This is a genomic window from Burkholderia sp. WAC0059 (assembly GCF_002870125.1).
GTDB lineage: Bacteria > Pseudomonadota > Gammaproteobacteria > Burkholderiales > Burkholderiaceae > Paraburkholderia.
Genome location: NZ_PNEO01000017.1, coordinates 107,945 through 134,723 on the forward strand (window position 1 = coordinate 107,945; position 26,779 = coordinate 134,723).

24 protein-coding genes are annotated in these 26,779 nt (G+C 61.1%); 17 read left to right on the forward strand and 7 right to left on the reverse strand.

Annotated features, from left to right (window positions below; genetic code table 11):
* Positions 1 to 150 precede the first annotated feature (150 nt).
* The 11 genes from CY652_RS17795 (at position 151) to CY652_RS17855 (ending at position 16,482) form a co-directional block, all read left to right on the forward strand.
* Complete coding sequence (locus CY652_RS17795; protein WP_102132034.1) at positions 151 to 891, forward strand: HipA family kinase; 741 nt, start codon at positions 151 to 153, stop codon at positions 889 to 891.
* The gene (locus CY652_RS17800; RefSeq protein WP_102132035.1) at positions 888 to 1,721 is read left to right on the forward strand and encodes a DUF3037 domain-containing protein; all 834 of its coding nucleotides are present in this window, start codon (positions 888 to 890) and stop codon (positions 1,719 to 1,721) included. The genes CY652_RS17795 and CY652_RS17800 overlap by 4 nt, the downstream gene beginning before the upstream one ends.
* A gap of 160 nt (positions 1,722 to 1,881) precedes the next feature.
* Entirely contained in the window at positions 1,882 to 2,367 is a 486-nt protein-coding gene (locus CY652_RS17805) for a hypothetical protein (protein WP_102132036.1), read from the forward strand.
* Positions 2,368 to 2,438: 71 nt separating this feature from the next.
* A protein-coding gene (locus CY652_RS17810) for an IS3 family transposase (protein WP_180970656.1) occupies positions 2,439 to 3,637 on the forward strand; the annotation gives its coding sequence in 2 pieces (ribosomal slippage) (positions 2,439 to 2,754 and positions 2,754 to 3,637; 1,200 coding nt in all).
* Positions 3,638 to 3,856: 219 nt separating this feature from the next.
* Entirely contained in the window at positions 3,857 to 4,453 is a 597-nt protein-coding gene (locus tag CY652_RS17815) for a hypothetical protein (protein ID WP_102132038.1), read from the forward strand.
* Between the two features lie 52 nt (positions 4,454 to 4,505).
* Positions 4,506 to 9,461: an ATP-binding protein gene (locus CY652_RS17820; protein WP_146010132.1), complete on the forward strand. Its 4,956-nt coding sequence runs from the start codon at positions 4,506 to 4,508 to the stop codon at positions 9,459 to 9,461.
* Positions 9,462 to 9,523: 62 nt separating this feature from the next.
* Complete coding sequence (locus tag CY652_RS17825; protein WP_102132040.1) at positions 9,524 to 10,306, forward strand: hypothetical protein; 783 nt, start codon at positions 9,524 to 9,526, stop codon at positions 10,304 to 10,306.
* A 534-nt stretch (positions 10,307 to 10,840) separates the two neighbouring features.
* Positions 10,841 to 11,920: a hypothetical protein gene (locus CY652_RS17835; protein ID WP_219723755.1), complete on the forward strand. Its 1,080-nt coding sequence runs from the start codon at positions 10,841 to 10,843 to the stop codon at positions 11,918 to 11,920.
* A gap of 546 nt (positions 11,921 to 12,466) precedes the next feature.
* Positions 12,467 to 13,294, forward strand: coding sequence for a DUF932 domain-containing protein (locus CY652_RS17845; protein ID WP_102132043.1), 828 nt, complete (start codon positions 12,467 to 12,469; stop codon positions 13,292 to 13,294).
* Between the two features lie 127 nt (positions 13,295 to 13,421).
* A complete protein-coding gene (locus tag CY652_RS17850; RefSeq protein ID WP_102132044.1) occupies positions 13,422 to 15,509 on the forward strand; it encodes a ParB/RepB/Spo0J family partition protein in 2,088 nt (695 codons plus the stop codon).
* 112 nt (positions 15,510 to 15,621) lie between these two features.
* On the forward strand, positions 15,622 to 16,482 hold the full coding sequence (locus tag CY652_RS17855; RefSeq protein ID WP_146010133.1) for an LPD29 domain-containing protein: 861 nt from the start codon (positions 15,622 to 15,624) through the stop codon (positions 16,480 to 16,482).
* 161 nt (positions 16,483 to 16,643) lie between these two features.
* Here CY652_RS17855 and CY652_RS17860 read toward each other — a convergent pair whose 3' ends face one another.
* The gene (locus CY652_RS17860) at positions 16,644 to 16,997 is read right to left on the reverse strand and encodes a hypothetical protein (RefSeq protein ID WP_258002351.1); all 354 of its coding nucleotides are present in this window, start codon (positions 16,995 to 16,997) and stop codon (positions 16,644 to 16,646) included.
* A 321-nt stretch (positions 16,998 to 17,318) separates the two neighbouring features.
* Positions 17,319 to 17,768, reverse strand: a complete 450-nt coding sequence (locus CY652_RS25145; RefSeq protein ID WP_102132047.1) for a GFA family protein — start codon at positions 17,766 to 17,768, stop codon at positions 17,319 to 17,321.
* Positions 17,769 to 18,009: 241 nt separating this feature from the next.
* On the opposite strand from CY652_RS25145, the gene CY652_RS17870 reads away from it, so the two are divergent.
* Positions 18,010 to 19,461 carry an IS1182 family transposase gene (locus tag CY652_RS17870; protein WP_102132066.1) on the forward strand — a complete coding sequence of 484 codons (1,452 nt, stop codon included), beginning with the start codon at positions 18,010 to 18,012 and terminating at the stop codon, positions 19,459 to 19,461.
* A gap of 237 nt (positions 19,462 to 19,698) precedes the next feature.
* Positions 19,699 to 20,334, forward strand: coding sequence for a cation transporter (locus tag CY652_RS17875; protein WP_102132048.1), 636 nt, complete (start codon positions 19,699 to 19,701; stop codon positions 20,332 to 20,334).
* A 577-nt stretch (positions 20,335 to 20,911) separates the two neighbouring features.
* On the opposite strand, the gene CY652_RS17880 is transcribed toward CY652_RS17875, so the two are convergent.
* On the reverse strand, positions 20,912 to 21,754 hold the full coding sequence (locus tag CY652_RS17880; protein ID WP_102132049.1) for an alpha/beta fold hydrolase: 843 nt from the start codon (positions 21,752 to 21,754) through the stop codon (positions 20,912 to 20,914).
* A 124-nt stretch (positions 21,755 to 21,878) separates the two neighbouring features.
* On the opposite strand from CY652_RS17880, the gene CY652_RS17885 reads away from it, so the two are divergent.
* From CY652_RS17885 to CY652_RS17900, 4 genes are all read left to right on the forward strand, one after another.
* Positions 21,879 to 22,349: a VOC family protein gene (locus CY652_RS17885; protein ID WP_102132050.1), complete on the forward strand. Its 471-nt coding sequence runs from the start codon at positions 21,879 to 21,881 to the stop codon at positions 22,347 to 22,349.
* A gap of 48 nt (positions 22,350 to 22,397) precedes the next feature.
* The gene (locus CY652_RS17890; protein WP_102132051.1) at positions 22,398 to 22,916 is read left to right on the forward strand and encodes an Atu1372/SO_1960 family protein; all 519 of its coding nucleotides are present in this window, start codon (positions 22,398 to 22,400) and stop codon (positions 22,914 to 22,916) included.
* Complete coding sequence (locus CY652_RS17895; RefSeq protein ID WP_102132052.1) at positions 22,913 to 24,166, forward strand: MFS transporter; 1,254 nt, start codon at positions 22,913 to 22,915, stop codon at positions 24,164 to 24,166. The genes CY652_RS17890 and CY652_RS17895 overlap by 4 nt, the downstream gene beginning before the upstream one ends.
* Positions 24,167 to 24,256: 90 nt before the next feature.
* A complete protein-coding gene (locus tag CY652_RS17900; protein ID WP_102132053.1) occupies positions 24,257 to 25,102 on the forward strand; it encodes an IclR family transcriptional regulator in 846 nt (281 codons plus the stop codon).
* 60 nt (positions 25,103 to 25,162) lie between these two features.
* Here the strand turns inward: CY652_RS17900 and CY652_RS17905 are convergent, their stop codons facing one another.
* The 4 genes from CY652_RS17905 to CY652_RS17920 all read right to left on the reverse strand — a co-directional run.
* A complete protein-coding gene (locus tag CY652_RS17905) occupies positions 25,163 to 25,879 on the reverse strand; it encodes an LrgB family protein (RefSeq protein WP_102132054.1) in 717 nt (238 codons plus the stop codon).
* Entirely contained in the window at positions 25,876 to 26,235 is a 360-nt protein-coding gene (locus CY652_RS17910; RefSeq protein WP_102132055.1) for a CidA/LrgA family protein, read from the reverse strand. The genes CY652_RS17905 and CY652_RS17910 overlap by 4 nt, the downstream gene beginning before the upstream one ends.
* A 57-nt stretch (positions 26,236 to 26,292) precedes the next feature.
* On the reverse strand, positions 26,293 to 26,580 hold the full coding sequence (locus tag CY652_RS17915; protein ID WP_102132056.1) for a putative quinol monooxygenase: 288 nt from the start codon (positions 26,578 to 26,580) through the stop codon (positions 26,293 to 26,295).
* A gap of 62 nt (positions 26,581 to 26,642) precedes the next feature.
* Positions 26,643 to 26,779, reverse strand: a 137-nt coding sequence (locus CY652_RS17920) for a zinc-binding dehydrogenase (RefSeq protein WP_146010134.1), incomplete at its 5' end; no start/stop codon positions are given.

The following is a 26,779-nucleotide window of genomic DNA, read 5'->3' on the forward strand; positions in this document are numbered from 1 at the left end:
AAAACGATATGGTCTGCGGAGAGCCATGCCTGCCCCGGCACTGTGTAAAATCGTCCCTAATTCGCGTCGAGGCAGCGCTTGCGCACAACGAGCGTCGGGTGTCTTGCCGCCGGGCGACACACCACACTCGATGCCGCGAGCCCCTAAAATATGATCAACGGGCAGGTCATACAGATTGTCGAAGTTTTGCAGCGAGCCATCCAGGGACGAACTCAACCGTTCCTGTGTCGAGGGGAAGACGAGCGGCTCTATTACGTGAAAGGTCGAGGCGCCGGCCGTCAAGGCCTCATTGCCGAATGGCTCGGCAGCAACATGGCCATTGCATTTGGCTTGCCCGTGGCAGAGTGCCGGATTGTCGAAATTCCGGATGTTTTGCGCCATGCCGGCATCCAGGATTTTCATGATCTGGGCGTCGGATATGCTTTCGGGTCGCGGGTGCATGACAATGTGATCGACCTGCCCTATACATATGTATCCCGGGTCGATCGCGAGCTTCGCAAGGACGTGGCCGTCTTTGACTGGTGGGTTCGCAATGAAGACCGAACGCTCACAGACCTCGGTGGCAACGTCAACCTGCTCTGGAATGTCGTCCGGCAGGAACTCATCGTCATCGACTACAATCTTGCGTTCGATAGAACCTTTAATGAGGGACAGTTTCTCAGCGGCCATGTCTTTGCTGCCGCCTGGAACGAGGTCTATCAAGATTTCCTCGCGCGTCCAGCCTACGAGGAACGCATGCGCCAGGCGCTGGCCCATTTTGAGGATGCATGCGACAAAATGCCTGACGAATGGCTCGAAGCTGGACCGGGCGTCCCGGCACTTCTGATGCCGGCGGACGTCAAACTGATGTTGGAACGGGTGAATCTACCCGCCTTTTGGGACAAGTCATGAAGCACGCGTGCAGATATGCGCTTATCCGGTTCATGCCCTATACGGAAACCGGAGAATTTGCGAACGTAGGCATCGTTCTGATGAGCCCTACAGCGCATTTCTTTGGCTTCAAGCTGCTTGATCGCGTGGGGCGAATCACCGCATTTTTCGAAGAACTCGACGCCAGCGTCTACAAGCGTTCACGCGATACGTTTCGCGCGGAATTGGCCCGCGTCTGTGACATGACGCAACGCGCTTTCATCGGGGCGGTCAACGGTCCTAGCACGGACTATGCAAATTTCGTGTTTGACGAGCTCGTTCGCCCGCGCCAGGCGATCATTTACGCTGACGTACCTCGTGCTATGGTCGAGGACGATCCCGCTCGCGCCCTCGACAAGCTCTACAATCATTACGTGGGCCGATCCTTTGTGACGTCGGTTTATCAGGAGCGAATCGTCGAGCAGCGCGTGCGCAACATCCTGAAAGCCGCCGACCTGCAACGAACGTATCAAACCAAAGTGCTGGGCACCGAATATCAGGCTCGGATTCCGTTCGTGCGGCTGAATGACGAGGGCATAGCAACCCGACTTATCAAGCCGCTTGATCTTGATCGAAAAGATCCAACGCGCCTCTATGACCACGGCTGGGAATGGCTTGGAAAGGTGAAACGCCTCCGGTACGACCAGCAGCTACGAGGCGACGCGATGTTCGTGGTGCGGCCACCAGAGAAAAACTTCGATACGGTTGCCAGCATCTATGCTGATCTCAAGCACGAACTTGAGCATGCCAACATTGAGGTTGCCGAGGAAAGCGATCAGGACAAGATTCTCGAATTCGCGGCTCACGGTTAAACGCACACTCCAGCCCCGCTCTTGCGGGGCTTTCTATTTCGCCGTCGCACACGAAAATCGACGATCTGGGCTGGACGATCTGCCATTCTGGCGACTGACAGGAGAACCACTCGCGAGGAGGTTCGCAACTGAACATCTGCTCGCATGGCGACAGCACTCCATGGAGCAACAGATGGGCGAGGAGCGAGTTGAATTGCGCAGCGTGCCTGACTTGCAACGTCGAGTTTTCGACGTTGCAAGCGGACTCGTTACTTTTGACGGCGACCTGCATGCGGGCAAAACGACGCTTGCCCGCAAGATCGGCGAAGCGCTTGGTCACCCCGTACTCGACCTAGATGGCTACCTGCTACGCGAGCAAGGTAATTTCGTCAACGCTTTGCGTATCACTGAACTTACTCGCGACATTGGTAAGGCGCTGGATAGTTCGTCCGTCGTGCTCCTGTCCGGCGTGTGCATGCTGCGGGTCCTGGAAATCGCGAAGCTGGACACATCGTTAAGCATCTATGTGCGACGACTGTCACCTATGGGCATTCCCAACGACCTGGATACCACTGACGCCGAGAACGGAAAACCGTTTGATGACGATCCGGACATACCAGCGATATTCAGAGAAATTCATGTATATGGAGTAGCCCCACGTATCTGAGGACACAAGGACTCTCTTAAAATACGGATAGTCTTGTGACCATCACGAAGCCTAGTCATTACGTGGAAAGCATCGAAATTCTGAGCGGACCGGAGCGTCGTCGGCGACGCACGGTGCAGGAAAAAATCGCCATCGTGCAGGAGACGTTAGCTCCCGGCGCGTCGGTATCGGCAGTGGCTCGACGGCACGGCGTCAATCCGAACCAGGTGTTCGGCTGGCGCAAGCAGTACCAGGAAGGCAGCCTGGCGGCAGTCAAAGCGGGTGAGACAGTCGTGCCTGCGTCGGAACTGGCCGCCGCCATCAAGGAAATCAAGGAACTGCAACGGCTGCTCGGGAAGAAGACGATGGAGAACGAGATTCTCCGCGAGGCAGTCGAATGGGGCCGCTCAAAAAACCTGATTGCGCGCTCGCCCTTGCTGCCGGGGGACGACCATTGAAAACGGTCTGCGAAGTTCTCGGTGTGGCGCGCTCTGGTGTGGCGGTGAAGCAGGTTCGCGAAGCTGGCTGGCAAGATGGCCGCCGTGCACGGATGCCCAACGACACGGGCCTGCTCGATGAAATCCGGGCGCATGTGGCAGGTCTGCCGAGCTACGGCTACCGGCGAATCTGGGCACTGCTGCGGCGCAGCCGCGAGATGGCCGGTGCGCCGTGCGTCAATCACAAAAGGGTCTACCGTGTGATGCGCGAGCACCAGTTGCTGCTGCATCGGCCTGGTGTGCGGCGAGACAAGCGACGGCATGATGGTCGCGTGGCCGTGGACCGGAGCAATACGCGCTGGTGTTCGGATGGCTTCGAGTTCCGATGCGACGACGGCCAGCCGCTGCGTGTGACGTTCGCGCTGGACTGCTGCGACCGGGAAGCGATTAGCTGGGCAGCGACAACAGGCGGCCACAGCGGCGATGTGGTGCGCGATGTGATGCTGGCTGCTGTCGAGCAGCGCTTCGGCACCATGCAGGCCGCGCAGCCCATCGAGTGGCTGACGGACAACGGTTCAGCCTATATCGACCATCGCACGCGCCGCTTCGCGCGAGAGTTGGGTCTGGAGCCGCTGACCACGCCCGTGCGCTCGCCGCAGAGCAACGGCATGGCCGAGCGGTTCGTGAAAACGATGAAGCACGATTACGTCGCCTTTATGGACAAGCCCGATGTGCCCACGGCGCTCACGCATCTGGCCGCTGCCTTCGAGCAGTACAACGAGCGCCACCCGCACAAAGCCCTGAAATACCGCTCGCCTCGCGAGTTCAGACGGGCTGCGGCATCATCAACCTAATGATGTCCGCGTGTCCTGAGTTGCAGGGGCAACTACAGTATACCACGCGGACTATCGACCGCTGGCCCATGCTGACATCATCTTTCTGAGAGTGGCAGATTGACTGATCCGCAGTCAGGCACGTGTAGTCGGCCACATGGACTCGCGAAATCTAACGATTCACGTGTGCTAGGATCGTGTCAGTGATTCAAATAACGATAAGTAGACGGGGTATGCCAAATGGATTTCTGGACATTCGTTTCCAAGTTGATCGAAGCCTTGGCATGGCCCGGCGTTGTTTTATACCTGATACTGAAATTTCGTGACCGGTTTGAATCCCTGTTGGGCCGACTCACTGAAGCCACTCTCCCCGGAGGCATCACGGGGAAATTCTCTCTAGATATCGAGAAAGCCCAAGAAGTAGTTAACGAGATCCCAGAACCGGAACCCGCAGTGATTGCGGAGATAGAACGCGGCAACCCGATCGAAATGGACAACCGCGCACTGAAGATCAACCCCAGCGGGGTCATCATGGAGATGTGGCAAAAGGTCCTCGGGCAAGCCAAGGAACTATTGGAAAGTGGTGGTGCCCTGCAGGAGCCAAGCACAGCCGGACGCCCCCTGCCTCCTCAAACTCTTTTCCGGATGCTTGAGACGCGCAATCTGGTTACACCCGAAGAGATGAAACTGGTTAATCAATTGCATTCCATTCGGAATGCAGTCGCGCACAGCCAAACGCAAGCGACACCTGCCGATGCCGACAGGTATCGCGCTTTCTCCGAAAAACTGATTCTCACGTGGGTCGTGAGAATCGCAAATGGAGAGCCGCGGCAATAGCTTTGATCGATCTGCAGTCAAACGACCATTCGGGACAACGTCAACGACCAAGATGGCATCGAATCGCGGATCAGCCGGAGGTAGAGCAGAAGCGGCAGGCGGAAGCTATGAAACCCTGGTTGCCGCCTGGTACTGCGTCCGTATTCTGCTCGGCCGTCTCGCACACCCACTATTTGACCTACCTGCGAACACCCGTCTGCTCACCTTGCGCTCTCAGAGCGGAGAAGACGTCGACGACGTAAACTGTCGGACGAGCGACGATGGCATCGTCCTCGTACAGGTGAAGCGTACCGTCGGACTGACTACTGGCGCGACATCACCACTGGCGAAGGCCCTGGACCAGTTTGTCCGCCAGCAGAAGGCGGCATCCGAACACCTGTCCAACGCAGCAGCTCCTGGGCGCCCCCTTGATCCTGCGCGCGACCGGCTTGTGCTCGCGACCAGGAGCACCGCGCCGGCCAAGATCAGAGGCGCACTGACCCGGCTTCTTCGAGGACTTCGAGATCAGCCCGACAGGGCCTTGCTTTCGGAGATCGCGCTGAACGAGAAGGAGCGCGAAGTAGCCAGTGTTGTTGAGGCTCACATTCGACGCTCATGGCTGGTAGCCTATGGATCCGCGCCCACATCCCCCGCGATCGGCACGCTACTTCGCTTGATTCACCTTCAGTTCATCGACGTCGAGCCGGGTGAGCGCGACCGGCTCTCGGCGATGGACGACCTGCGTTCCCAGCTACTCACGGCCCCAGATCAAGCCGAGGCGGCCTTCTCGCATCTGGTCACTCATTGTGCGCGCCTGCGTTCCGATCAATCGGGTGCGGACGCCTCAACACTGCTCAGCACGCTCGTTCAAGCCGGAATCAATCTTCAGGCTGCACCCGACTACCGCGCCGACATCGCTGCCCTCCGCGCATGGACGGCCCGCCGCCTGACGACAGCTGTGCGTTTCACCCGCCTCATCGAAGGCAATCCCGCGTCGATCGTTGAACGGGCCGTCTGGCCGAACACCGTCGAGGCTGCACGACAAAATTCCGTGCTGCTCGTCGGCGAACCGGGCGCTGGCAAAACCAGTATCACCTATCGTCTCGCAGAGACCGAGAAGGCCACGGGTCGTGACGTCATTTTTATCCCTGTCGACATATTGATGGTGGATGGCCTTGCGGCGCTACGCGCAGAGCTCGGCATTTCACACGACCTGGGGGAAGTCCTCGCGAACTGGCCTGGCGCACAGCACGGTCTCCTGATTGTCGACGCGCTGGATGCCGCCCGGAAATCCGAAACCCAAACCGTGCTGCGCGTGACGATTGAGGATGTTCTAAGGCAAGCCGGAGGCAGGTGGAATGTCGTTGCCTCGGTCCGAAGCTACGACCTGCGCCAGGGCGCTGAGTGGGCTCGCCTCTTTAGAGGCCGTCCGCCAACTCCCGATCACGCAGACCCGGGATTTCCAAACGTACGACACATTCTCGTGGCGCGCCTGACCGAGCCAGAGCTTGCCCAGATCGCTGCGTTTTCACCGGAACTGAAGAGTCTTTATGACGCCGCCTCGGCTCCATTGCGCGGCTTGCTGCGCAACATTTTTAACCTCAAGCTCCTCGCCGAACTGGTCGAAGATGGCATCGTGACAAGCGAACTTGCAGATATCACGACCCAGTCTGAACTGCTTGGCACCTACTGGAATCACCGCATCCGCCGTTCCGACGGAAATCACGATCGTCGTGAACTCGCCCTTCGCTCGGTTGTTGACTGCATGCTGACGTCCAGATCCCTCCAGGCCTTTCGCGTTGACGTCCTGGCGCAGGCTGATCCCGGAGCGATCGTCGAGCTCGAGGAGCTCGACATACTGCGAGCAGAGGACGAGCACGGCCAAAATGAGGACGCGCTCCTTTTCTCGCACCATATCCTGTTTGACTACGCCGTGGCACGTCTCGTCTTTCGGCGCGGCCGGGACCCCTCGGATCTGGTCGACAGGTTGATCCAGGAGCCCGCTCTCGCCTTGATGCTCAGGCCAAGCCTGTCTCTGACGTTCAGCGAGGTGTGGAGCGACGGCCAATCCGGCCGACCTCGCTTCTGGAATCTGGCCTTCGCAGTCGCGCGCGAGGCCCGGGTGTCGCCCGTTGGTCAGCTTGTCGGCCCTGTCGCGATCGCAGAGCAGGCAGAAACCTTGACGGATCTGCAGCCGCTTCTTGATGCCCTGACACCAGACTCGCCCCGACAAAGCGCCGCCGAGCTGATCCTTCAGCACTTGACCGGTGCCCTGCTTGCTCACGTCAAGGCAGGCGCTCCGTTGATCGGGCCGGACGCCGGTCCGTGGATGGCGCTTGCCGACACGCTATCGCAGGTCGGAACCGACGCTGCCATGAATACGGTTCGAATTCTCGTTCAGGCAGGCACCGAAAGGCCAAGGGATCTGACCACCGAACAGTTGACCCACGCCGGCGCGGCCGCGCGCCGCTTGCTCGATTTTGCGTGGAATCACGACCCGCGTATCGAGCAGTTCGTCATCACCGCGATCAACGGCGTCGCCAACACCATGGCGTCCGACCCGCAGGCTACGATCAGGCTTCTGAGACGTGCGCTGGAACCTGAACACCTTCGCCAATTCGGCTATGAGGAACTGGACTGGATCACCCGCCACATCCGATCGTACGCGGCCCACGACCTTGACTTTGCAATCGACCTGTACGCTTCGATATTTGACTACGAAGAGCCCTCAGGCGATGCAAAAACCAGCATTTCAAGCAGCGCCATCATGGGCTTCTCATCCACGCGACGCCAGGACTATGAAATGGCCTGGTGGATGCTTGGGGAAGCTGCCCCGTGGCTGCTCGACGAGCATCCCGTTGAAGGAACGAAGGCCATCGCGCGCGGCCTCGACGGTTACATTCGTCGCCATGAAGCCGACCCCGAGAGTCCAAACGAAGTAGAAGAGTTCTACATCGGCGAACGACCAGCACGCTATGTCCATGACCGAAGCTATGGGTGGAACGGGCGAGGTATCCAGCATTATCGAGACGCTCCTGTCCTCCTCAACAAATTCAATGAGTTCCTGGAGCGCCTGTCGGCCAGAAATGACACGCAGGAAGTGTTCACACGCATTGTCGAAACGGTAGCCGACGAAGCGGGGAATGCTGTCCTTTGGTCCGCCCTGCTGACAGCGGCGGCGAAACACCCTGCCATGTTTGGCACAGCCGTTCTACCCTTGGCGAGCGCCCAGCCGGTCTTAGGGTCGCTCGAAACACGGTTTCAAGTTGGCAACTACCTCACGGCCGTTTTTTCGACGCTGACCACCGAACAAAAGGCTGCCATCGAACGGGCTATCCTCGACCTGTCCGGGCCAGGAAGCACCCATAGTCAGCAAATCCTGGCGGGATGTCTCTCCGCCGCTGACTGCGTGACGCCGGAGATGCAGTCCTTTCAGGACCAGCTCGCCGCAAACGCAGAGGTACCCGCGAATCGTCCGGCCATGCAGCTTGAATTCAGCAGCAGGCCGTATGACACGGACGCCTACCTGAAAGAAATGGGCGTCAATGTTACGGACGAACACAGCATCGCCATCCGGGAACTCATGCGCCCCGTCGAAGCTCTGCCGAACACTTGGGACACCAGCCTGAGCCTTGATGAGGCCCGTCGACGGTTAGACCTCATTGATCCGCTGGTGGATCGTCTCCTCGCGCTTTCCCAGGGACAAATAGACCCAACGCTCTACGAACATGCCACCGGCAGGGCAGCAGAAGCTGCGCACCGGGTGGCAATAACGCATTATGAAGTCATCGAAGAGGCTGACGTTCGGGACCGCCTGAAGAGAATCTTTCTGTTCGCGAAGGGATCGACGTCCCCATCGTTTTCCCAGGAGCACGAAGAGCGCTTCCACGACCAGGCGAGCTGGGGTGGCCCATCGGCGCGCAACGGGGCAGCCGGAGGACTCATGGCGCTCGCCCGGCCTCAGAATCCGCTCGATCCTGACGTCCAGGCTGCCATCCATGAACTCGCGCGTGATCCAGTCTGCGACGTTCGTCTCCAGATTGTGCAGAACCTCCACGTGCTTCGAGACAGCGATCCGGCGTGGGTATGGGCCGAGATCAAGCACGTGGTGGAGCACGAGTACACACGTCAGGTGATCGATTCCGCCATTCAATCCCTGGCACAGGTCGCGTATCTCGACGTTCAGCGTGCCATTCGGATCGCAAAGCACGTCCTTGACCGGTACAAGGGACAGCAGGGTCCGGGAATCGGGCAAGTCTACCAATCTGCGGCTTCGCACATCATGGATATCCACTTCGTATTCTCAAATGCCGAAGCCGACGAATTTTACGCGGAGCAACTTGCTGACCCGTCACGGCATGCCGAGAACTTGCATGCCTGGGTCGCTCGGTACTCCGACAAATTGACCATCGGCGACGACACAGGCTCGGATCAAGATCGCCAGCGGGCCAAGACGATAGCGTTCTACCGGGACACGGTCGATGCCGTCTCTGATGCCATCGAAAAAATCTACGCCGAGCATGACGTGGCCAAATCGCGTGAATGGCCATCGGAGGTCGTATCGCGGGCGCAGGCATTAAGCGGCGTCCTTGACGACATGGCACTGAGAATTTACTTTGCGAGCGGCGGCAACAATAACGCGGATCACACCCGAGAGGAATTGGCGCGTCGCTGGCGCCTCTACCGTGAGCTTATGCCAGTGCTTGACCGCCTGGCCGAATGCAGTGTCGTCCACACGGCTTACTATCTGATCCAGGCCCTGGAGAACTTCATCCAGGCCGACCCGCCCAGCGTATTTCGACTGATCGTCAAGTCGGTCATGGCGTCCTCCAGATTCGGCTATGCATTTGAATCGATGGGCGCCGACGTAATTGTTCGCGTTGTTGAGAAATATCTCGCCGACTATCGGGACGTGTTCAGCGACGATGCGCGGCTGGGCGAACTCATGGCGTGCCTCAATCTGTTCGTCAGTGCTGGCTGGCCAGCCGCCCAGTCCCTGACTTTCCGGCTCGCAGAAATCTGGCGCTAGGCTGCGAGGCTAGCGATTCCACCCTTATATACTTCGCATAGCCACGCCGATACGGACCCTCCATGACGATCCAGCAGACCCGGAAAGACCACCTGAAATCGCTCTGGGCAGAGGGAATATGGGGGAAGTGGGTTGGGCTGGCGTGGTTCGTATTGACCGCGTTTCCGTTCGTTCGTGACGAGTTCTGGCGACCGGACGATGAGAATCGCTGGAAACTGATCAACCTAGTCCCGCACTGGTCGTTACCGATGTGGTCGGCGGTTACGCTCGCGCTGCTGCTTGCATGGGTATACGAGGCCTCGTATCGCTCGTCGGTCAAAGACAAAGCCCGTTTGTCGACTTATGAAGCGCTATCGCCCATCGAAATCATCTTCGATACGACCAATCGCCAGCGCCGTTTCTGGTCGCTTGAAACTGTCACGAAACCCGACAATACAGTCAGTCATAACTATTATCGATACGCCGTTGCGATCCACAATACTGGCGGACGTACGCTCCGAGACGTTCAGGTGGTGAGTGAATTAACCGGGGAGTTGAGGCATAGCCCGTCGGCGGGGCAGTTTGAAATGACCAAAACGCAACAGACGGACCTGCACCCCGGTGACGAGCGACTGGTCACGATCTTTACCTGGCCGTACCCGGCAATCCAGCCGGGCATGGCCGCCGGTACATCCGCGAAAGATTGGTACGGGGGAGTCAAGGTTAGTGTAAGCGCAACGGATATGCCGGTAGTAACACGCACATTCGACTTCGATTACACAAAAGAGCCCATGCTGTTTGATCCGCTGCCGGACGGGCAAAACGACCCCGACGCTTTTAACCCTTTCCGGGTCACGCGCAGCTAGCAGCCCCAATTTCTGTGATCTATCAAGATCGCCGACCGCAATCAGGAAATGCGGAAGTCCGAGAAAATCTACTGCGCGCGGTTGATCGCAACTTATTTTCGTGCGTGTACTGTGCTATTGTTGAATCGAACAACCTGATCCGGTTTCAAGGCGAAAGCCTACCGAGGCCTCTGCGAGATGGGCTCCGATACGGCGCTCCATGCATGCTCAAAGGATCACATCAAGCCCGCCCCCTGAGCGGGTTTTTTTATGCAGCCTCGCTGTCATCGGCGTTCGGTCGCCTCAACCGATATATGAAGCGAGGTTCACGATGCCCCTTATCGTTCCCGCCGGCCTTGCCACACTGGCAAAGGGTCGCGACGCGCTCTCCACCAACGAAGCTGCCCATGTTCTCAACCGGCAGCCTCAAACGCTGCGAAAATGGGCATGCCTAGAAAACGGACCTATCCGCCCCGTCCGTATCAACGGACGCCTTGCGTGGAAGGTCCTCGACCTCGCCTTACTACTTGAGCAACCGTGACCAGGACGTGAAGCATGTATCTGCCGCATTCATCTGGCTTCCCGGGTGGAACGGAACCCCCATTCAGGCAGAAGACTCTCAAGGTACTGATCGATCGGGCCTTTAGAGCACACATCCGGGCCAAGCTCATCGCCATCGGGCCATTGCACCAGAAGATCCGCAAACACGGCCCTTTCAGGCTGCCGGGCATCAAGCCCGAGCACCACTACTTCTGCCACGTGCTGGCCGGAGTGCTCGAGTCGATCCCCGCGCTCCCGGACTTTTCCGACGACAACAAGATCGCGGTCATGTCCGATTACGGCGGCGAGCATGCCGATGCGCGCTACAGCACGTATTCCTTCCTCTTTGTTGCGCTGGACAAGAATGGCCCCTTCCAGGCGCATATGCACGCGCTGCGGCAGAAGCACAAGATTCACGATCCCTACAGCGAATTCAAATACAAGGATCTCAAATACGGGCCGCGGAGCCGCGCTCTGCCCGAGTATCTCGAACTGATCGACAACCTCGTCCACGGCGCGGTCGTCACCGTCGCGATCGACAAGAAAATCGGTACGGTCTTCGGCATGACAAAAAGCGAGGCCCATGCATCGATTGCAAGGCAGCTCGAAGAGGGCGGGTTCGGAAAATGGACTGGCCACGTCGGCGAGAAAGTCCTCCGCGTGCTGCATATCCTCGCGGCATTCACCGCGGCGATGACGTATGACCAGCAGCGTCTGCTCTGGTACAGCGACACAGACCAGATCAACGAAGATGCCAAAGATCGGTCATTTGCCGACACGCAAAAACTGTTCGGCAGCATCGGTGCGATGTACATGACGCACGGCTTCGACGTTCTCGGGTTCGGAAAATCGTTTGTGGAAAAGGGTTATCTTGACGATCTGCTAAGTGTGCCTGATCTTGCCGCCGGCATGTTGCAGGACCTTCTGACGGCGCAAGATACTGGACACGACATCCCCGGCGGGGACGAAAAGCTGGCGATACTGAAGTGGCTCGCAACACCGGCCAGATTTCTGTCCAAGATCCATGTGCGCATCGCCCCCAGGGACGACGGCACGTATGAAGGCCATATGCTTACGCTCGAACCGAAATGGTGACCCGCATGCACGAGGCCATTTCACCGGTCGCACTTGCCCACTGAAGCGCCACGACGGCTTCGTGACTTCGGGGTCTCCCTGCCCCATTCCATGAGGCAGGGTCGGGCTCTCGTGCTGCGCATCGAGCCGCCTGCGGCGTCTCGCCCTTCCGGCTTCCATCCCTGACCCCTCCGGCCCGGCTTCCCGATCCGGGCCTGCGCGCTCCGCTTGCCCGGAGCCAGCGCCGTCTGCGGCCATTGCCGCATCCGCCGTCTTCCCTCGTTCATCACCTCTCCCGCGACTGTAGCCCGCGGGCCGGCACCGTCAAGGCGCGTCCGGCCGTGTCCTCGCTGCGCTGCGGGCCGCCCCACCCCGGCCGCATCTTTCCTTGACGGCGCCGGCCCGCGCGCTCCTGACCGTCGCGGGCGATGAACTCAGGAAAGACGGAGGCAACGGGACAGCCCAGCTCCCTGCGCCGGCTCCACCGGACAACCCGGAACGCGGGCTCCGAATCTTGGAATCCGGTGGTGTTTTTGAAAACCATTTCATTTTTTCAGGAGCAAGACCATGCAACTTGCCAGCCGTTTTGCATCGGGTTCGCCGGTGCTGCGCTCGCGCTTCCCCCTCTCCGACGACGCTATCCGCGCCGTGGCCCCGTCGATCTTCGCGGAGGCCGCACACGACAGCCGCTCGGAGCGGTACAGCTACATCCCCACGTCGGCTGTGCTGGACGAACTGCGCGGCGAAGGGTTCCAGCCGTTCTTTGTGTGCCAGACGCGCGTGCGCCATGACGACCGCCGCGAATTCACGAAACACATGATCCGCCTGCGCCACGCGAGCCAGATCGACGGGCGCGAGGCCAACGAAATCATCCTTCTCAACTCGCACGACGGCACCAGCAGCTATCAAATGCTGGCCGGCATGTATCGCTTCGTCTGCCAGAACGGCCTTGTCTGCGGCGACACCGTGGCCGACGTGCGCGTACCGCACAAGGGCAGCGTGGCCGAGCAGGTCATCGAAGGGGCCTATGCGGTGTTGCAGGGTTTCGGGCAGGCCCAGGCCTCGCGCGACGCCATGCAGGCGGTCACGCTGGATGACGGCGAGGCCCAGGTGTTCGCGCGCTCCGCGCTCGCCCTAAAGTACGACGACCCCACCCGCCCCGCTCCCGTCACCGAAGCGCAGATCCTCGCCCCGAAACGCGCCGACGACGCCCACGCCGACCTGTGGAGCGTCATGAACCGCGTGCAGGAAAACCTGATCAAGGGCGGCCTGTCCGGTCGCGCTGCCAATGGCCGACGCCAGCAGACCCGGCCGGTACAGGGCATCGACCAGAACGTGCGTCTCAATCGCGCGCTCTGGCTCCTGGCTGATGGCATGCGCCGACTCAAGGCCTGATGTTCCCGGAGGGGTTCACGCCCCTCCGTTTTCCCGGTGCTTGTTGCTGTCTTGCGCCGCGCTGTGTCGTGCCGTTGTTTGTGTTTTTCCGCTATTTCTCCCTCTTTATTTTAAAGGATTCCTTATCATGAATGCGATCACCCAAACCGAAGCCCGCGCCGTCACCTCGTTCGACATGGCCGATCCGGCGAAGAACCTGATTCTTGTGCCCCTCGGACAACTGCTTCCGCGTCACTCGAAACTCAACGTGCGCAAGACCGCCCGCCGCCTGTCGATCCCGGAACTCGCCGCGAGCATTTCTCGCGTCGGCCTGTTGCAAAACCTGATCGTCGTGCTTGCCGCCGACGGCGAGCATTACGAGGTCGTGGCAGGCGACCGCCGCCTGACCGCCCTCAAACTGCTCGCGAAGAAAAGGCGCCTCGCCGCCGACCATCACGTGCCCTGCCTGCTCGTGGCCGATGCGTCCGCGCGCACCGTGAGCCTCGCCGAAAACATCCTGCGCGAGGCCATGCACCCCGCCGACCAGTTCGAGGCCTTCGCCGCACTCGTCAGGGAAGGCCGTCCCGTCGAGGACATCGCCGCCGACTTCGGCGTGTCGCCGCTCGTCGTGCAGCGCCGCCTGAAACTCGCCAACGTCTCCCTGCGCCTGATGGCCGACTATCGCGCGGGCGACGTGACGCTGGAACAACTGATGGCCCTGACCATCACGGACGACCACTGCGCGCAGGAAGCCGCGTTCTACGACGCGCCGCACTGGCAGCGCAGTTCGGCCGCGCTGCGCGAGCGGCTGATCGCGCGCGAAGTCAGCGCGGCGCATCCGCTCGCGCGCTTCGTCGGACTGGACACGTATACGGCAGCGGGCGGTCAGGTCATCCGCGACCTGTTCGCAGAGGACGACAGCGGCGTGTATCTGACCGACGCCGCCCTGCTCGACCGGCTCGCCCGGGCAACACTCGACACGCTCGCCGCCGGCCTGCGCGCCGAGGGGTGGGCGTGGGTGGACGCCACGCCGCACATCAGCCATGCCGACCGGCAGGCCTTTCACACGGCCCGCCAGCACGCCCGCGAGCCGAACGCGCGAGAAGGCCGCCGCATTGCCTCCCTGCAAGCCCGTATCGACCGTACCGACGCTGCGCTTGAGGAAGCCTGGGACGCAGGGGATGAGGACAGGGCAACGACCCTGCAAGAGCGGCGCGACGCGCTCACGGACAACCTCGAAGCCGTCCACGCCGGTCTGCTCGACTACACGCCGGACGTGCGCGCCGTCGCCGGTGCCATCGTCACCGTGGGACCGGACGGCGGGGCGGTCATGCTGCGCGGCCTGCTGCGCGAAGCCGAGGCCCGCGCGCTCGACACGCTGGAACGCCTGAAACGTGGCCTGGCAGGAACGCCCTTCGCGGACGATCCCGGCGACGAAACAGATGACCCCGTACCGGCAGCCGCCACCCTGTCCGACCGGCTGGCGCAGCGCCTGAGCGCCCATCGCACCGCCGCCCTGCAGATCGAAGTCGCGCGGCATCCCCAGGTCGCACTCGCCGCGCTCGTACACGGCATGGTGCAGACCACCCTGCAGGAACGGTACGACGGCCATGACCTGCCGCTCGGCGTGAAACTGACCGTCCAGGACCGGCTCGCCAGCCTCGCCCCGGACTGGCCCGACTCGCGCGCTGCCGTCGCGCTGCGCGACGTGCAGCAGACGCACACGGCCTCGCTGCCCGGAGACAGCGGGGAACTGTTCGCCGTGCTGCTCGCCATGTCGCAGGACGCACTGGTGAACCTGCTCGCTGTCTGTGTCGCCCCCACGGTCGACGTGATGACGCTGCGCGCGACGAAGGACGATCCGGGCGCGGACCTGGCCCGGGCGGTCGGGCTCGACATGGCGGCATGGTGGAAGCCGACCGCCGAAGGGTATTTCCGCCATGTCCCGAAGGCCGCGATTCTCGACGCGGCAAAAACCTTCGCGCCGTCCGAAGTCAACCGCCTCGCCAGGCTCAAAAAGAACGACCTGGCAACCGAAGCCGAACGGCTCGCCGCAGCGGCGAACTGGATGCCTGCCGTGTTCGGGCAGAACAGCGCGCGGGACGGCAGCCCCGGCGACTTCGGCCCGGACGCCAGCGAGGACGAGAACACGGACGGCAGCGAAATGAACGGGGCGGGCGGGGCACCTGACACTGATGCGGCCGCCTCCCTGCCACACGCGCCGATGGCTGCGTGATCCGCACCGTGCACGCGTCCCGGTTCAGTCCGTACCGGGACGCGTGCAGCCCGGCAGCGGCGACCGCTCACCACGGACCGCTACCCTACCACTCCCTACCGGAGCCGTCACCATGTCCCCTTCCCCTGACAGCCGCCGCCCGGTGTCGGTCGGCCAGCGTATCCATTCCCTCCTTTACGGTGGCCGCAATGGCATCGTCTATGCGATCCACGGCGAACAGCACCCGGAAGGCGTGCAGTCCCTAGCCCATGCCGTAATGCACGGCGGCGGGGCCGAATTCGATATCGTGTTCGACAACGGCACGATTTCGCACCGCCTGCCCGAATGCATCCTGCGCGGCGTACAGTGGCGCGTCCATGACGATATCGCGGACGCGGACGAGATCGCCGCCGCGCTCGCGAACGCTGCCACCATGCAGGCTACCCGGGCCGCACAGGCTGCCGAAACCCGGCAGCGCGCCGACGACAAACGCGTGCGGCTTGCGACAGCCAGCGAATACCGGCATCTAAAACAGGGCGACGACGTGTACAGCGGCAGACTCGCCGCCGCGAACATCCGCATCGAGCTTAAACGCGCCTTTCCCGGCGTGAAATTCTCCGTGCGGATGACCCACTACGGCGCCGTATCGGTCCACTGGACGGACGGCCCGAGACAGGCCGAAGTCGAGGCCCTCTGTCGCCGGTACAAGGCCGGCCGCTTCAACAGCATGGAGGATATATACGAGCATGCGGTACAGCCGTGGCACCACGTTTTCGGCGGCCTCGAATATCTCAGCGTCTCGCGCGAAGAATCCGCCGCCCTCGTTGCGCAGGCAATCGATGCCGTCTATGCCGGACACGCAGCCAGTCTGGCGGCCATCCCGAAGCCCGCGCCGGAACAGTTCAGGCGGGGGGAACTGATCCATGTCTGTGTGCCCGGTCTCGCGCGCGATCTGCACACGCTGATCTGCGCCCAACTGCGGGATGTCGCCTGACGCATCCGGCCCGATCTTCGTCGGCTGTCGTATCCGGGCGGCGTCGCGCTGCCCGGATACGCGCGTCTGCGCCACGCATGCGGCGATGCGGGTGCAGGCGGGATCTACCCGCCTGCACCCGCAGGTTCATATACCGTGCCGGTAAATCGCAATCCGCAGCGTCAGCTATCCACCACGCTCGCCCGATCTGACTTCAGGAATACCTTCAATTGCTCCCACGCCCGCAGGTATCGATGGGCAGGCACGACAGCCAGCTGCCCGTCGTGCAGCGACAGGATCTGTCCAACAATGTCCTGCTCGTTCACCTCGAGCACCCATTCCCTGCTCGCCACCGAGCGCTCAATGCAGCTTTGCAGTGCCCGCTCGCCCTGCCGGAACAACTCCGTCTCCACGGCAGGAGACGCATCACGCAGATACCAGGCCAGATACACCATGCGCAGCAGGCGACTTATCTGGACATGATCGCCGGCTCCCGCGTTGAGCGCAGCAAAAGCCAGATGATTTTCGAGCGACATGGCCCGCACCCTGGCAGACGGCAACGGCAGCAGCTCACTCTTGCTGAGCGGTTTACGCCCCGGCTTTCGACGATTTCCCGACATGCTCCGGCTAGGTAAAAAGCGTCATCCTATACCAGCGCCCTCCCCGCATGCCGACTGACAAATCTATGGGGTTTTACAGGGTATTCGGATGCTGTCGTTGATTTCTGTTTGTGCTCCACAACAGGCCGGGTAAAGCAATTCTTCCTCCCGAGGAGGCAGAACGGCCAACAGCGGCCGTAGGCTGCGCTGGTATAAATTCCTCAGAAACGGACTGTCGCGCGATCGGCGACGAGCGAATTAGGGCGACTGGGAATAGTGAGGAATTGCCTGACTAAGGCAAACCCACGGTTGCGCACTAGATGTCCAGATATCCAGCATCGGCTGAAACTCCGACGGATTGTCCAGCGTAGGGAAGCGGATGGACATAACTTCTGGAGCAGCCTCGCCACGCGTGAACAGAGGAGAGCCGCAATCGGAACAAAAGCTGCGAGTCGCGAGCTTGCCACTGCCAGCACGAACGGAGTATGTCTTCGGCGTGCCGGTTATCGTCACGTCCGAGACCCGGACGATGAAGCCGGAAGCAAAGGGAGCGCCACTTGCGCGCTGACAGTCCAGGCAGTGACAGTTTAGCGTCGCAACGGGGGCGCGCGAGCATACATAGCGGATCGATCCGCAAGCACACCCACCGGAAAATGGAGCAGTCACGTCGCTGTTTCCTCCTATCGCCCAAATTGTTTTAACTGGCATCTACAGGTGCCTCGCCGGAAGCTTGCTGGTTGGCGCTTCCTCATCGCCCGCGCAGTGTAGCGTCGTACACATCGCAAGGCAAATGACCGGTTTCTCACTCGCGAGCGTCCGGTTAAGGCAATCGTGACTGCCCGCTACGGGTCAGGTGCGGTCTTCCGCGTCAGTCGGCGTTCGGCCGAGGCCGTGTAAAAACACGCGCGATCTCCTAGACTGAATCAACCCGTTGTTGCGTGAGGCGAAGATGGGGCGATTTGTCGAAGGTGCGGACCGCAGTCAGGCAACGTTGTTGCCGGAATGTCTCGAAGACTTCATCACCGAGGACAATCCAGTCAGGATTATCGACGCATTCGTTGAAGAACTCGAACTGGCCGTGCTGGGATTTGACGGTGCCATGCCCGCGACTACCGGCCGACCGTCTTACCACCCGGCGGTGCTGCTCAAGATCTACATCTACGGTTACCTCAATCGCGTGCAGTCGAGCCGGCGTCTGGAGCGGGAGTGCCAGCGTAATGTCGAACTGATGTGGCTGACTGGCAGACTCGCTCCCGACTTCAAGACCATCGCCGAATTCAGGCGGAGCAATGGTGAAGGCATCCGCAGCGTGTGCCGACGCTTCGTGATGATCTGCCGGGACCTGACGCTGTTCACGGAAGCAGTCGTCGCCATCGACAGCAGCAAGTTCAAGGCGGTCAACAGCCGTGACAACAACTTCACGCCCAACAAGATCGAGAGACGCCAGGAGCAGATCGAGCAAAGCATCCAGCGCTACCTGGAGGCACTGGAGACAGCAGATCGCACGCAACCGGCCGAGGTGGAGGCGAAGACAGAACGGCTGCGGGAGAAGATCGACACGCTGCGCGAACAGATGCGTGACCTGGATCGCGCGGCGGAACTGTTGAAAGACCTGCCGGAGAAACAGGTCTCGCTGACTGATCCTGACTCCCGCTCGATGATATCGCAGGCCAAAGGCACCGGCGTGGTCGGGTACAACGTTCAGGTGGCCGTTGACACGAAACATCACCTCATCGTGACGCATGAAGTCACGAACATCGGCAGCGACCGGGCGCAGCTGAGCCCGATGGCCAAAGCCGCACGTGATGCGATGGGCACGAAGAAGCTCCGGGCGCTGGCGGACCGGGGATACTTCAGCGCGCCGGAAATCAAGACGTGCGATGACGCGGGGATTGAGGCTATGGTGCCCAAGTCGCAGACGTCGAGTGCAAAGGCTGATGGTCGGTTCGACCGGGCCGACTTTATCTATATCGCCAGCGATGACCAGTACCTGTGTCCAGCGGGTCAACGAGCGATTTACCGGTTCAGCTCCGTTGAACGCGACAACCCGATGACCCTGCGTACCTACTGGAGCAGTGCGTGTCCGCGATGCCTGATCAAGAATCAATGCACACCGTCTGACTATCGACGTATCCGGCGATGGGAACACGAAGCGGTGCTTGAAGCGATGCAGAGCAGACTGGATCGCCAGCTTGATGCGATGACGATACGACGCCGAACAGTCGAGCACGTGTTCGGCACGCTCAAGCACTGGATGGGTTCTGCACACTTCCTGACGCGTGGGCTTGGTCACGTCGCCACTGAGATGAGCCTGCACGTGCTGGCGTACAACCTCAAGCGAGTCATCAGGATACTTGGATTCGCAAGGGCCCTGCGGGCGATGAAGCTGGCGGGCGCGTGATCTCACGCGTTGCCGCTTCGACTGGCTCGGTGCAATCAGGCCAGTCGCTCCGCTTCGACGCTGAACGCACGCACGCGCCCCGATGCTCGCCGACCCACCCGAACGTTTTTACACGGCCTCGGCCAGTTTCGGACCTTCGACACGCAGTCCCAGATCGTTGACAATTGACGGATAACCCACGGCTAAGAAAGCCATCTCGCCAGTTGGCGACGCCACTCCGTCTATTGAAAATTCACGATGAACAGCCCCCATACCGCGAACATTCGCGCCGCGACCAACCAATCCCGTGCCAGCTTGCTTCGACGCGGTCTAAACCTCGAATACCTCACATTGGGCTGGAATGTCGTCGGTGTAATCGTAGTCGTCATTGCCGCGCTACACGCCAGCTCCGTGGCGTTAGCGGGATTCGGAATCGATTCACTGATCGAAATTTTTGCTTCGATGGTCGTGATTTGGCAGCTCACCGAGAGCAAAGGACATAACGAAAAGCTTGCCCTCCGCCTGATCGGTGCAGCATTTCTCGCGCTGGCCGCCTATGTCGTCGTTCAAACGGCATACATCCTGATCGCAGGTGGTCGTCCAACTCCATCTGTTCTCGGCATCGTTTGGCTCGCCGTGACTGTGCTTGCCATGCTGCTTCTGGCCTGGGGCAAGAAAGTCACTGGACGAAAACTCGACAATCCAGTCCTGATAGCCGAATCGCGCGTGACTGTAATTGATGCCTACCTTGCGGGTGCCGTGCTCGTCGGTGTGGCGCTGAACGCGCTTCTGGGATGGTGGTGGGCCGATCCACTCTCCGGATTGGTGATTGTCTACTACGCAATAACGGAGGCCGTGGCCCATTGGCGTGAAGGCAGCGATGTCGCATCGTAGGGTTGATCACATTGCATAGGCAATGCGTTCGCGTACGCAAAATCCGTTTTGCGAGAGCACCCGAACAGGCTATGACCGTCCGGTATTGAGAAAATCGTCGGACCGCTCCGGGTCGGCAACCGCCGGATGCCAACACATATTTCGACGATGCCTGTCTTCGCAATGCAGCATGCATGGCGAACGTCCACCGCCCAGAACGATAAAAGCGACGGATCAATTTTCATCGATGAAAATTTTTATCCGAGTGCAGGATAGGCCAGTGGGCCGGATTTGCCGGTAATCGGTCGAACCGCCACGCGCTACCATGTCCCGTCGCCGGACTGATTCGTCGAATGGATGGACCCAGCCTTTTCGCTTTTTTTGCCAGAAGCGCTGTTAAACGATGCGACTAGACATAGCGACAACCCGCACGCAGCGCAAAACCATGTGCGATAGCGGTACGTCATGGAAACCGAATCAGAACGTCCGCTGCGTCGCATAGCTCACCGATAGGTCGAAACCGGCCGTCGGAAACTTCGTGGGGAATGACTTTCCATGCGGAGACACATTACGGAAAGCGACGTCAGACGCCCGGACGTCAAATCCACACCGATTGCAAGAACACCGCGAGTACGCGATTGAACACATCCGGCACCTCGACGGGCGGTGCGTGCCCGCAATCTTCCAGAATCTCGAGAGAGGCCCCGGGGATGCCATCATGCAACCGCAGCCCCAGTTCCAGCGGCGCGACCCGGTCGAGGCGCGACTGCACAACGAGCACCGGCGAACCGCCGAGCCGGCCGAGAACAGGATCGAGCATGTCTTCCCGCCGGGCCCACGACTCGGCAATGGACTGGATGGCCCACCCGTCTCCGGCTGCCAGCCGCTGCGCAAAAAACGCGTCGACGTTCTCTTCCGAAACCAGCGCCGGGTTGTGAAATACCTGTTCCAGCAGCATGCGTGCTTCACGCCTGGTCGCAGGATTCAATGCCCATAGTCCACCCGACTCCTTCGCATGGCCCAGATCGCGCACATTGTCCGCATCACGGAGCGCCAGCCCGTATCCCGCATTGACCAGTACCAGCCCGCTGACCCGCTCCGGGCAATCGGCCGCAAACAGCCCCGCAACGTGACCACCCATCGACTGCCCCACCAGCATCGTCGGGCCGATTTCCAGCGTGTCCAGTAGCGGCGCAATCATGTCCGACAGGGTGCGCGGCTTGATCGGGACGTTCGGCTTCGAAGACTGCCCGAATCCGAGATGGTCCGGCGCAATCGCCCGGTAGCCGGCCGCTGCCAACGCCGGCAGCGTTTCTGCCCAGTTCGTCGCGTCGCTCGTCATACCGTGAAGTAGCAGCACGGCTTTGTCGCCGCTACCGACTTCCAGAAAGCTGATTGTCTGGCCCAGCACCTGTATTTCCCGACGCGTTACCGCACTCATCACAACCCTCCTTCATTTGTTACGGGGTACCGTCATCCGCTCTGCCCCGGGGTTAACCCCCTCTTCCCAAAGCTCCGTCGATGACCTATAAAATCAACGTCATTGATTATAAATCAACATCGTCATGGACATTCAACACCTCGATCACTTCACCCTGCGCACCCCGCTCCTCGCCGAGACCACCGCCTTCTTTGAACAGGTGGCAGGCCTCCAGGCCGGCTGGCGTCCGTCGTTTCCTTTCGACGGACGCTGGCTTTACAAAGGAGAGCGACCGGTTCTCCACCTCGCTATTGCTGCCGGCGGCCAGCCCGGTCTCGACAGCTATCTCGGAGAACGCGATGCCGGGGGAAGCACGGGGTCCGGCGTCGTCGACCACATTGCATTCCGCTGCACCGACCTCCCTTCCTTCGAGGTGCGGCTGCGCGATCTGGGCATGGGATACCGGGCCCGCACTGTGCCGGACCTGCGCGAACACCAGGTATTCGTCATGGACCCGAACGGCCTGACCATCGAGTTCATTTTCAATTCGTCCGAGCCCGCGTCCTGGAAGGATCACGCGGACTATCCGGCGGCAACGACGGCCAGCGTTGCGTAACCAGGCCGCAGCCGTACCGCCATTCAGCACATGAAGGAGACAGCACGCATGAATCATCCTGCCGATATCGCGGCTTTAGCCGCCTTCGATGACCTTCCGTCCGGGCGTCTGGCTGCCCGGCAGATCAAACTCCCGCCGCCACCCGCAGCCGTCGGCAGCTACCAGCCATGGGCACGGTACGGCGACCTGGTCACGACGTCATTCCAGTTGCCGTTCGAAAACGGCAGCTTGCGCTTTGCCGGACGCCTCGGAGAAACGCTGACTGCTGAGGACGGCATTGCGGCCGCCCGTCTGTGCGCACTGAACGGGCTCGCGCAACTCGCGCAGGCGGCCGGCTCAATCGACCGCGTCCGGCTGATCCGTCTCGATGGACACGTAGGCTGCGTGGCAGGATTCGACGCGATGCCAGAGGTGCTGGACGCAGCGTCGGAACTGCTGCACGAAGTGCTCGGCCGCCGTGGACTGCACGCGCGTACCGCACTCGGCCACCACGTGATGCCGCTCGACGCACCGGTCATGCTCGGCTTCTTCGCGCAGATCGTCGACAACGAACGGAGCGACGCATGAACCGGAACCGACTCTTCATCGCCAGCTTCACGTCGATGCTGACAACCGCGCTCGTCTTCGCGATTCGCGGCGACATCGAAGGGCCGCTGCGCGAAACGTTCCGGCTGACGGCGGAGCAGATGGGCTATATCTGGGGACCGGCTTTCTTCGGATTCACGGCATCGATCTTCGTCAGCGGCCTGGTGGTCGACCTGATAGGCATGCGGCGCCTGTACAAACTGTCTGGTTTCGGCTTCATCGCCAGCGTGGTCGTGATCCTCTGCGCGCCGCATCCGGTGACGCACGCCGACTCGATCTTCTCGCAGCCCGGCACCACCCTGCTTTATCTCGGCTTCCTGCTGATGGGGCTCAGCCAGGGACTCGTGGAAGGTGTCGTGAACCCGCTCGTCTCAACCCTGTACAGCGACCGGAAGACCGCGCGGCTCAATGCGCTGCACGCGGGATGGCCGGCAGGCATGATCGTGGGCGGACTGGCCGCGCTCGCGCTATCGCAACTCGGCGCGAGCTGGCAACTAAAGCTTTCCACCATCGTGATTCCGACGATTGTCTATATGGCCATATCGTGGAACCAGCCTTTCCCTCCCACGGAGCGGGCCGCGAACCGGGTTTCGATGCGCCAGATGGCAGCGGAGGCCGTCAATCCGCTATTCATCGTGATGTTCTGCCTGATGTGGCTGACCGCCATTACCGAACTCGGCGCCGATCAGTGGTTTCCGGCCATCATGAAGGCGCTGACAGGACTCGACGGCATCATGTTCCTCGCGTATACCGCCGGACTGGTCTTCGTGATGCGTGCAGTGGCCGGACGTTTCGTGCATCGCTCGCCGTTCCTCGCGCTGCTGGCATGCAGCGCACTGTGCGCGACAGGACTGTGGACGCTCGGCTCGCTGCGTAGCGGAGACTCGGTCATCGTCGCATTCGCAGCCGCCACGCTGTTCGGTATCGGAAAGTCGCTCTTCTGGCCGACGATGCTCGGTATTACGTCCGAACGCTTTCCGAAAGGCGGGCCGCTGTGTCTTGGCCTGATGGGCGGCGGGGGATTCCTGTCGATTGCGGTGGCGTTGCCGGTCATCGGCCGCAACCTCGACCGCTTCGGGCCGACTGGGGCGCTCAGGGCGCTCGCAGTATTGCCGGCCGTCCTCTGCGTCTGCTTTCTCGCGCTCTACCTCGTCTTCAGACGGCGCGGCGGCTACCGCGCGCTCGGGCTCGCGCACAACGCGGTCCCGGTGCAGGGAAGCGCCAGCCTCTAGCCGGGCGCTGCGGCACTGGCAGCGCATTTGCGTCCGCCAGTCACACGGGAGATAATCGACGACATCATTGATCTATTGTCAACCCGAACCATGCCGCGCGCCGCCAGAAAAAATCCGGCTTCCGCGAGCGTGCCGCCCGACGAGGCGGTCGCTCGCGCAAAGCCGGACACCACCATCATCCAATCGCTGGACAAGGGACTGTCCATCTTCGAGTACATCCTGAAGGCCGGGCGGCCGAAGAGGCTGAACGAAGTGGCGTCGCATTTCGACATCGACAAGAGTTCGGCCTTCCGCTTTCTCAACACCCTCGAACGCACGGGTCTCGTCGTCAAGGACGCGGCACTGAAAACCTATACGCCCGGCCCGACCTTGTCGGCGTGGAGCCGAATGGTCCGCGCCGATGCATCGCTGGTCGAAGTTGCCCGCCCGTTCCTGAAGAAGCTGTCGGTCATGACGAAGCAGACCTCGCATCTGGCGGTGCTGCAGGACGACCGTGTCGTCCTGATCGAGGTAATGCCCGCGGACAATGTGGTTTCCGTCAGACAGACCGCCGGTGACTGGGAACCGCTGTATTGCACCGGGGTAGGCAAGGCGATCCTCGCCCACCTGCCCGAAAACGAGCGCAACCGGCTGATCGACAGGATTACATTCCGGGAACACACACCCACAACGCTGACCACGCCGGAAATGCTCCGGCTGGAACTGGCCCGGACCGTCGAAGAAGGCCTCGCGTATGACAACGGCGAGGCCAATCCGCAGCTGTGCTGTATTGCGGCGCCGGTTCTCGACGCAAACAGCTATCCGGTAGGATCGGTCGGGATTTCAATGATATATCCGCTCTTTCCTGATGGCCCGCGTGCGCAGGCTGCATTCATCCGCGCCGTCGAGCAGACGGCTCAAGGCATCAGTGCATCGCTCGGAAACGCGCACGCATAAGCAATGCGGCATGCCGGGCTGGACGGGAGCGATGTTGCACGGACGCGCTCCCCACGGAATTCATCGCACCAACGACGCCAGCATCGGTGCCAGGAGAGAGGTCAACACGCCATTCATGCCAATGGCCAGCCCACCGAAAGCACCGGCGGTCTCGTTAATCGACAGCATATGAGCTGTTGTCAGCCCGTGCCCCGCCGTACCTGCGGCCAGGCCTTGCGCACGCGAATCTGTCACGCGCACCAGCGCGGAAATCAGGCGTACGAGCAACACGCCCATGATTCCAGTAAACAGCGTGAAGGTGGCGGTCAATGCCGGGTCTCCACCAATCCCCGACGATATGCTCATCGCGATGGGCGTGGTGGCCGAATGCGCGATCAGCGAAGCCGTTACCACTGGTGCGGCGCCGGAGTATTTGCCGATCAGGAACGCGGCACCCGCCGACACAATCGAGCCTGCACACAACGCCGGAACGAGCGCACCGGCGGTTCGGCGAATATGGTGCAGATTGCGGTACATCGGCAGCGCGAGTGCCACCGTTGCGGGCCCAAGCAGGAAATGCACGAACCTCGCGCCCGCGAAATAGCTCTGATACGGGATGTGCGTCGCCTTCAGCAGGACTACGAGCAGTAGCACCGACACCAGTACCGGATTGGCCAGCACGTTGCCCTTCGCGAGCCGATTGGCCATGAGCCCGATCTGGTATGCAATCAAAGTAGCCAGCAGCCCCCACACCGGAGTCTTCAGCACGGTTTCCGCAAGGATCGGTACCAATGTCATGGTTGCTCCGGCCTGTCATGGATGAGCCTGGTCAGCCTATCCATCAACCACCCTGTCGTCGCCAGACCCAGCGCAGTGGACACCACAATGGCAAGCGCAATCCGCCACCAGTCGGCCTCGAGAAGTCTGAGTCCCGTGACAAGACCAGTGGCAGCCGGCACGAACAGCAGTGCCAGCCACGACAGCAGGCTACGACCGAAACTCTCCAACCCGGCTGACGGCCCACCACGGACCATCAGCCACGCGAGCAGCAGCACCATGCCGATCAACGGCCCGGGTACGGGCACGTGCGTCACCGTTGCCAGCGTCTCGCCGATGAACTGGAACAGCAGAAGCGTCGAAATTGCTGCCAGCATGCCGGGTACTCCCTCCGAAATCCGGTCGGCTGCCGATGCGCACAGCCGACGGGTTCATCACGCAATTTTTGCCAGATCGATGATCTCGAGCGATGCCCGTCCGTCGAGCACGGATGACAGCTTCCGGAACGCCGCTGCTTCGCCATGTGCCTTCAACGCTTGCTCGTCGCTCCACTGCTCGATCATGACGAATCGCCCCGGTTCCGACTGGTCCCGATGCAAGTCGTACTGAATGCATCCAGGTTCGGTGCGCACCGCGGGCACGGCGGCTTGCAGCGCCTGTTCGACGGCATCCGCATGAGCGGGTTCGGCGGTAATCACCGCGACGATGAATTTGATAGCCATGAGCGTGAATCTCCAGTCGACTGCGTGATGAGGCCAGACAGTGCGCTATATACAGGCTTCGCTCAGAATCCTTCGAGCACGATCTTGCCGCGCGCGCGATTAGTTTCGATCAGCTCGTGCGCACGCCGCAGGTTCGCCGCGTTGATCGTCCCGAACGTTTCGTTCAGCGTCGTGCGCAGCACGCCCGAGTCGATCAGCG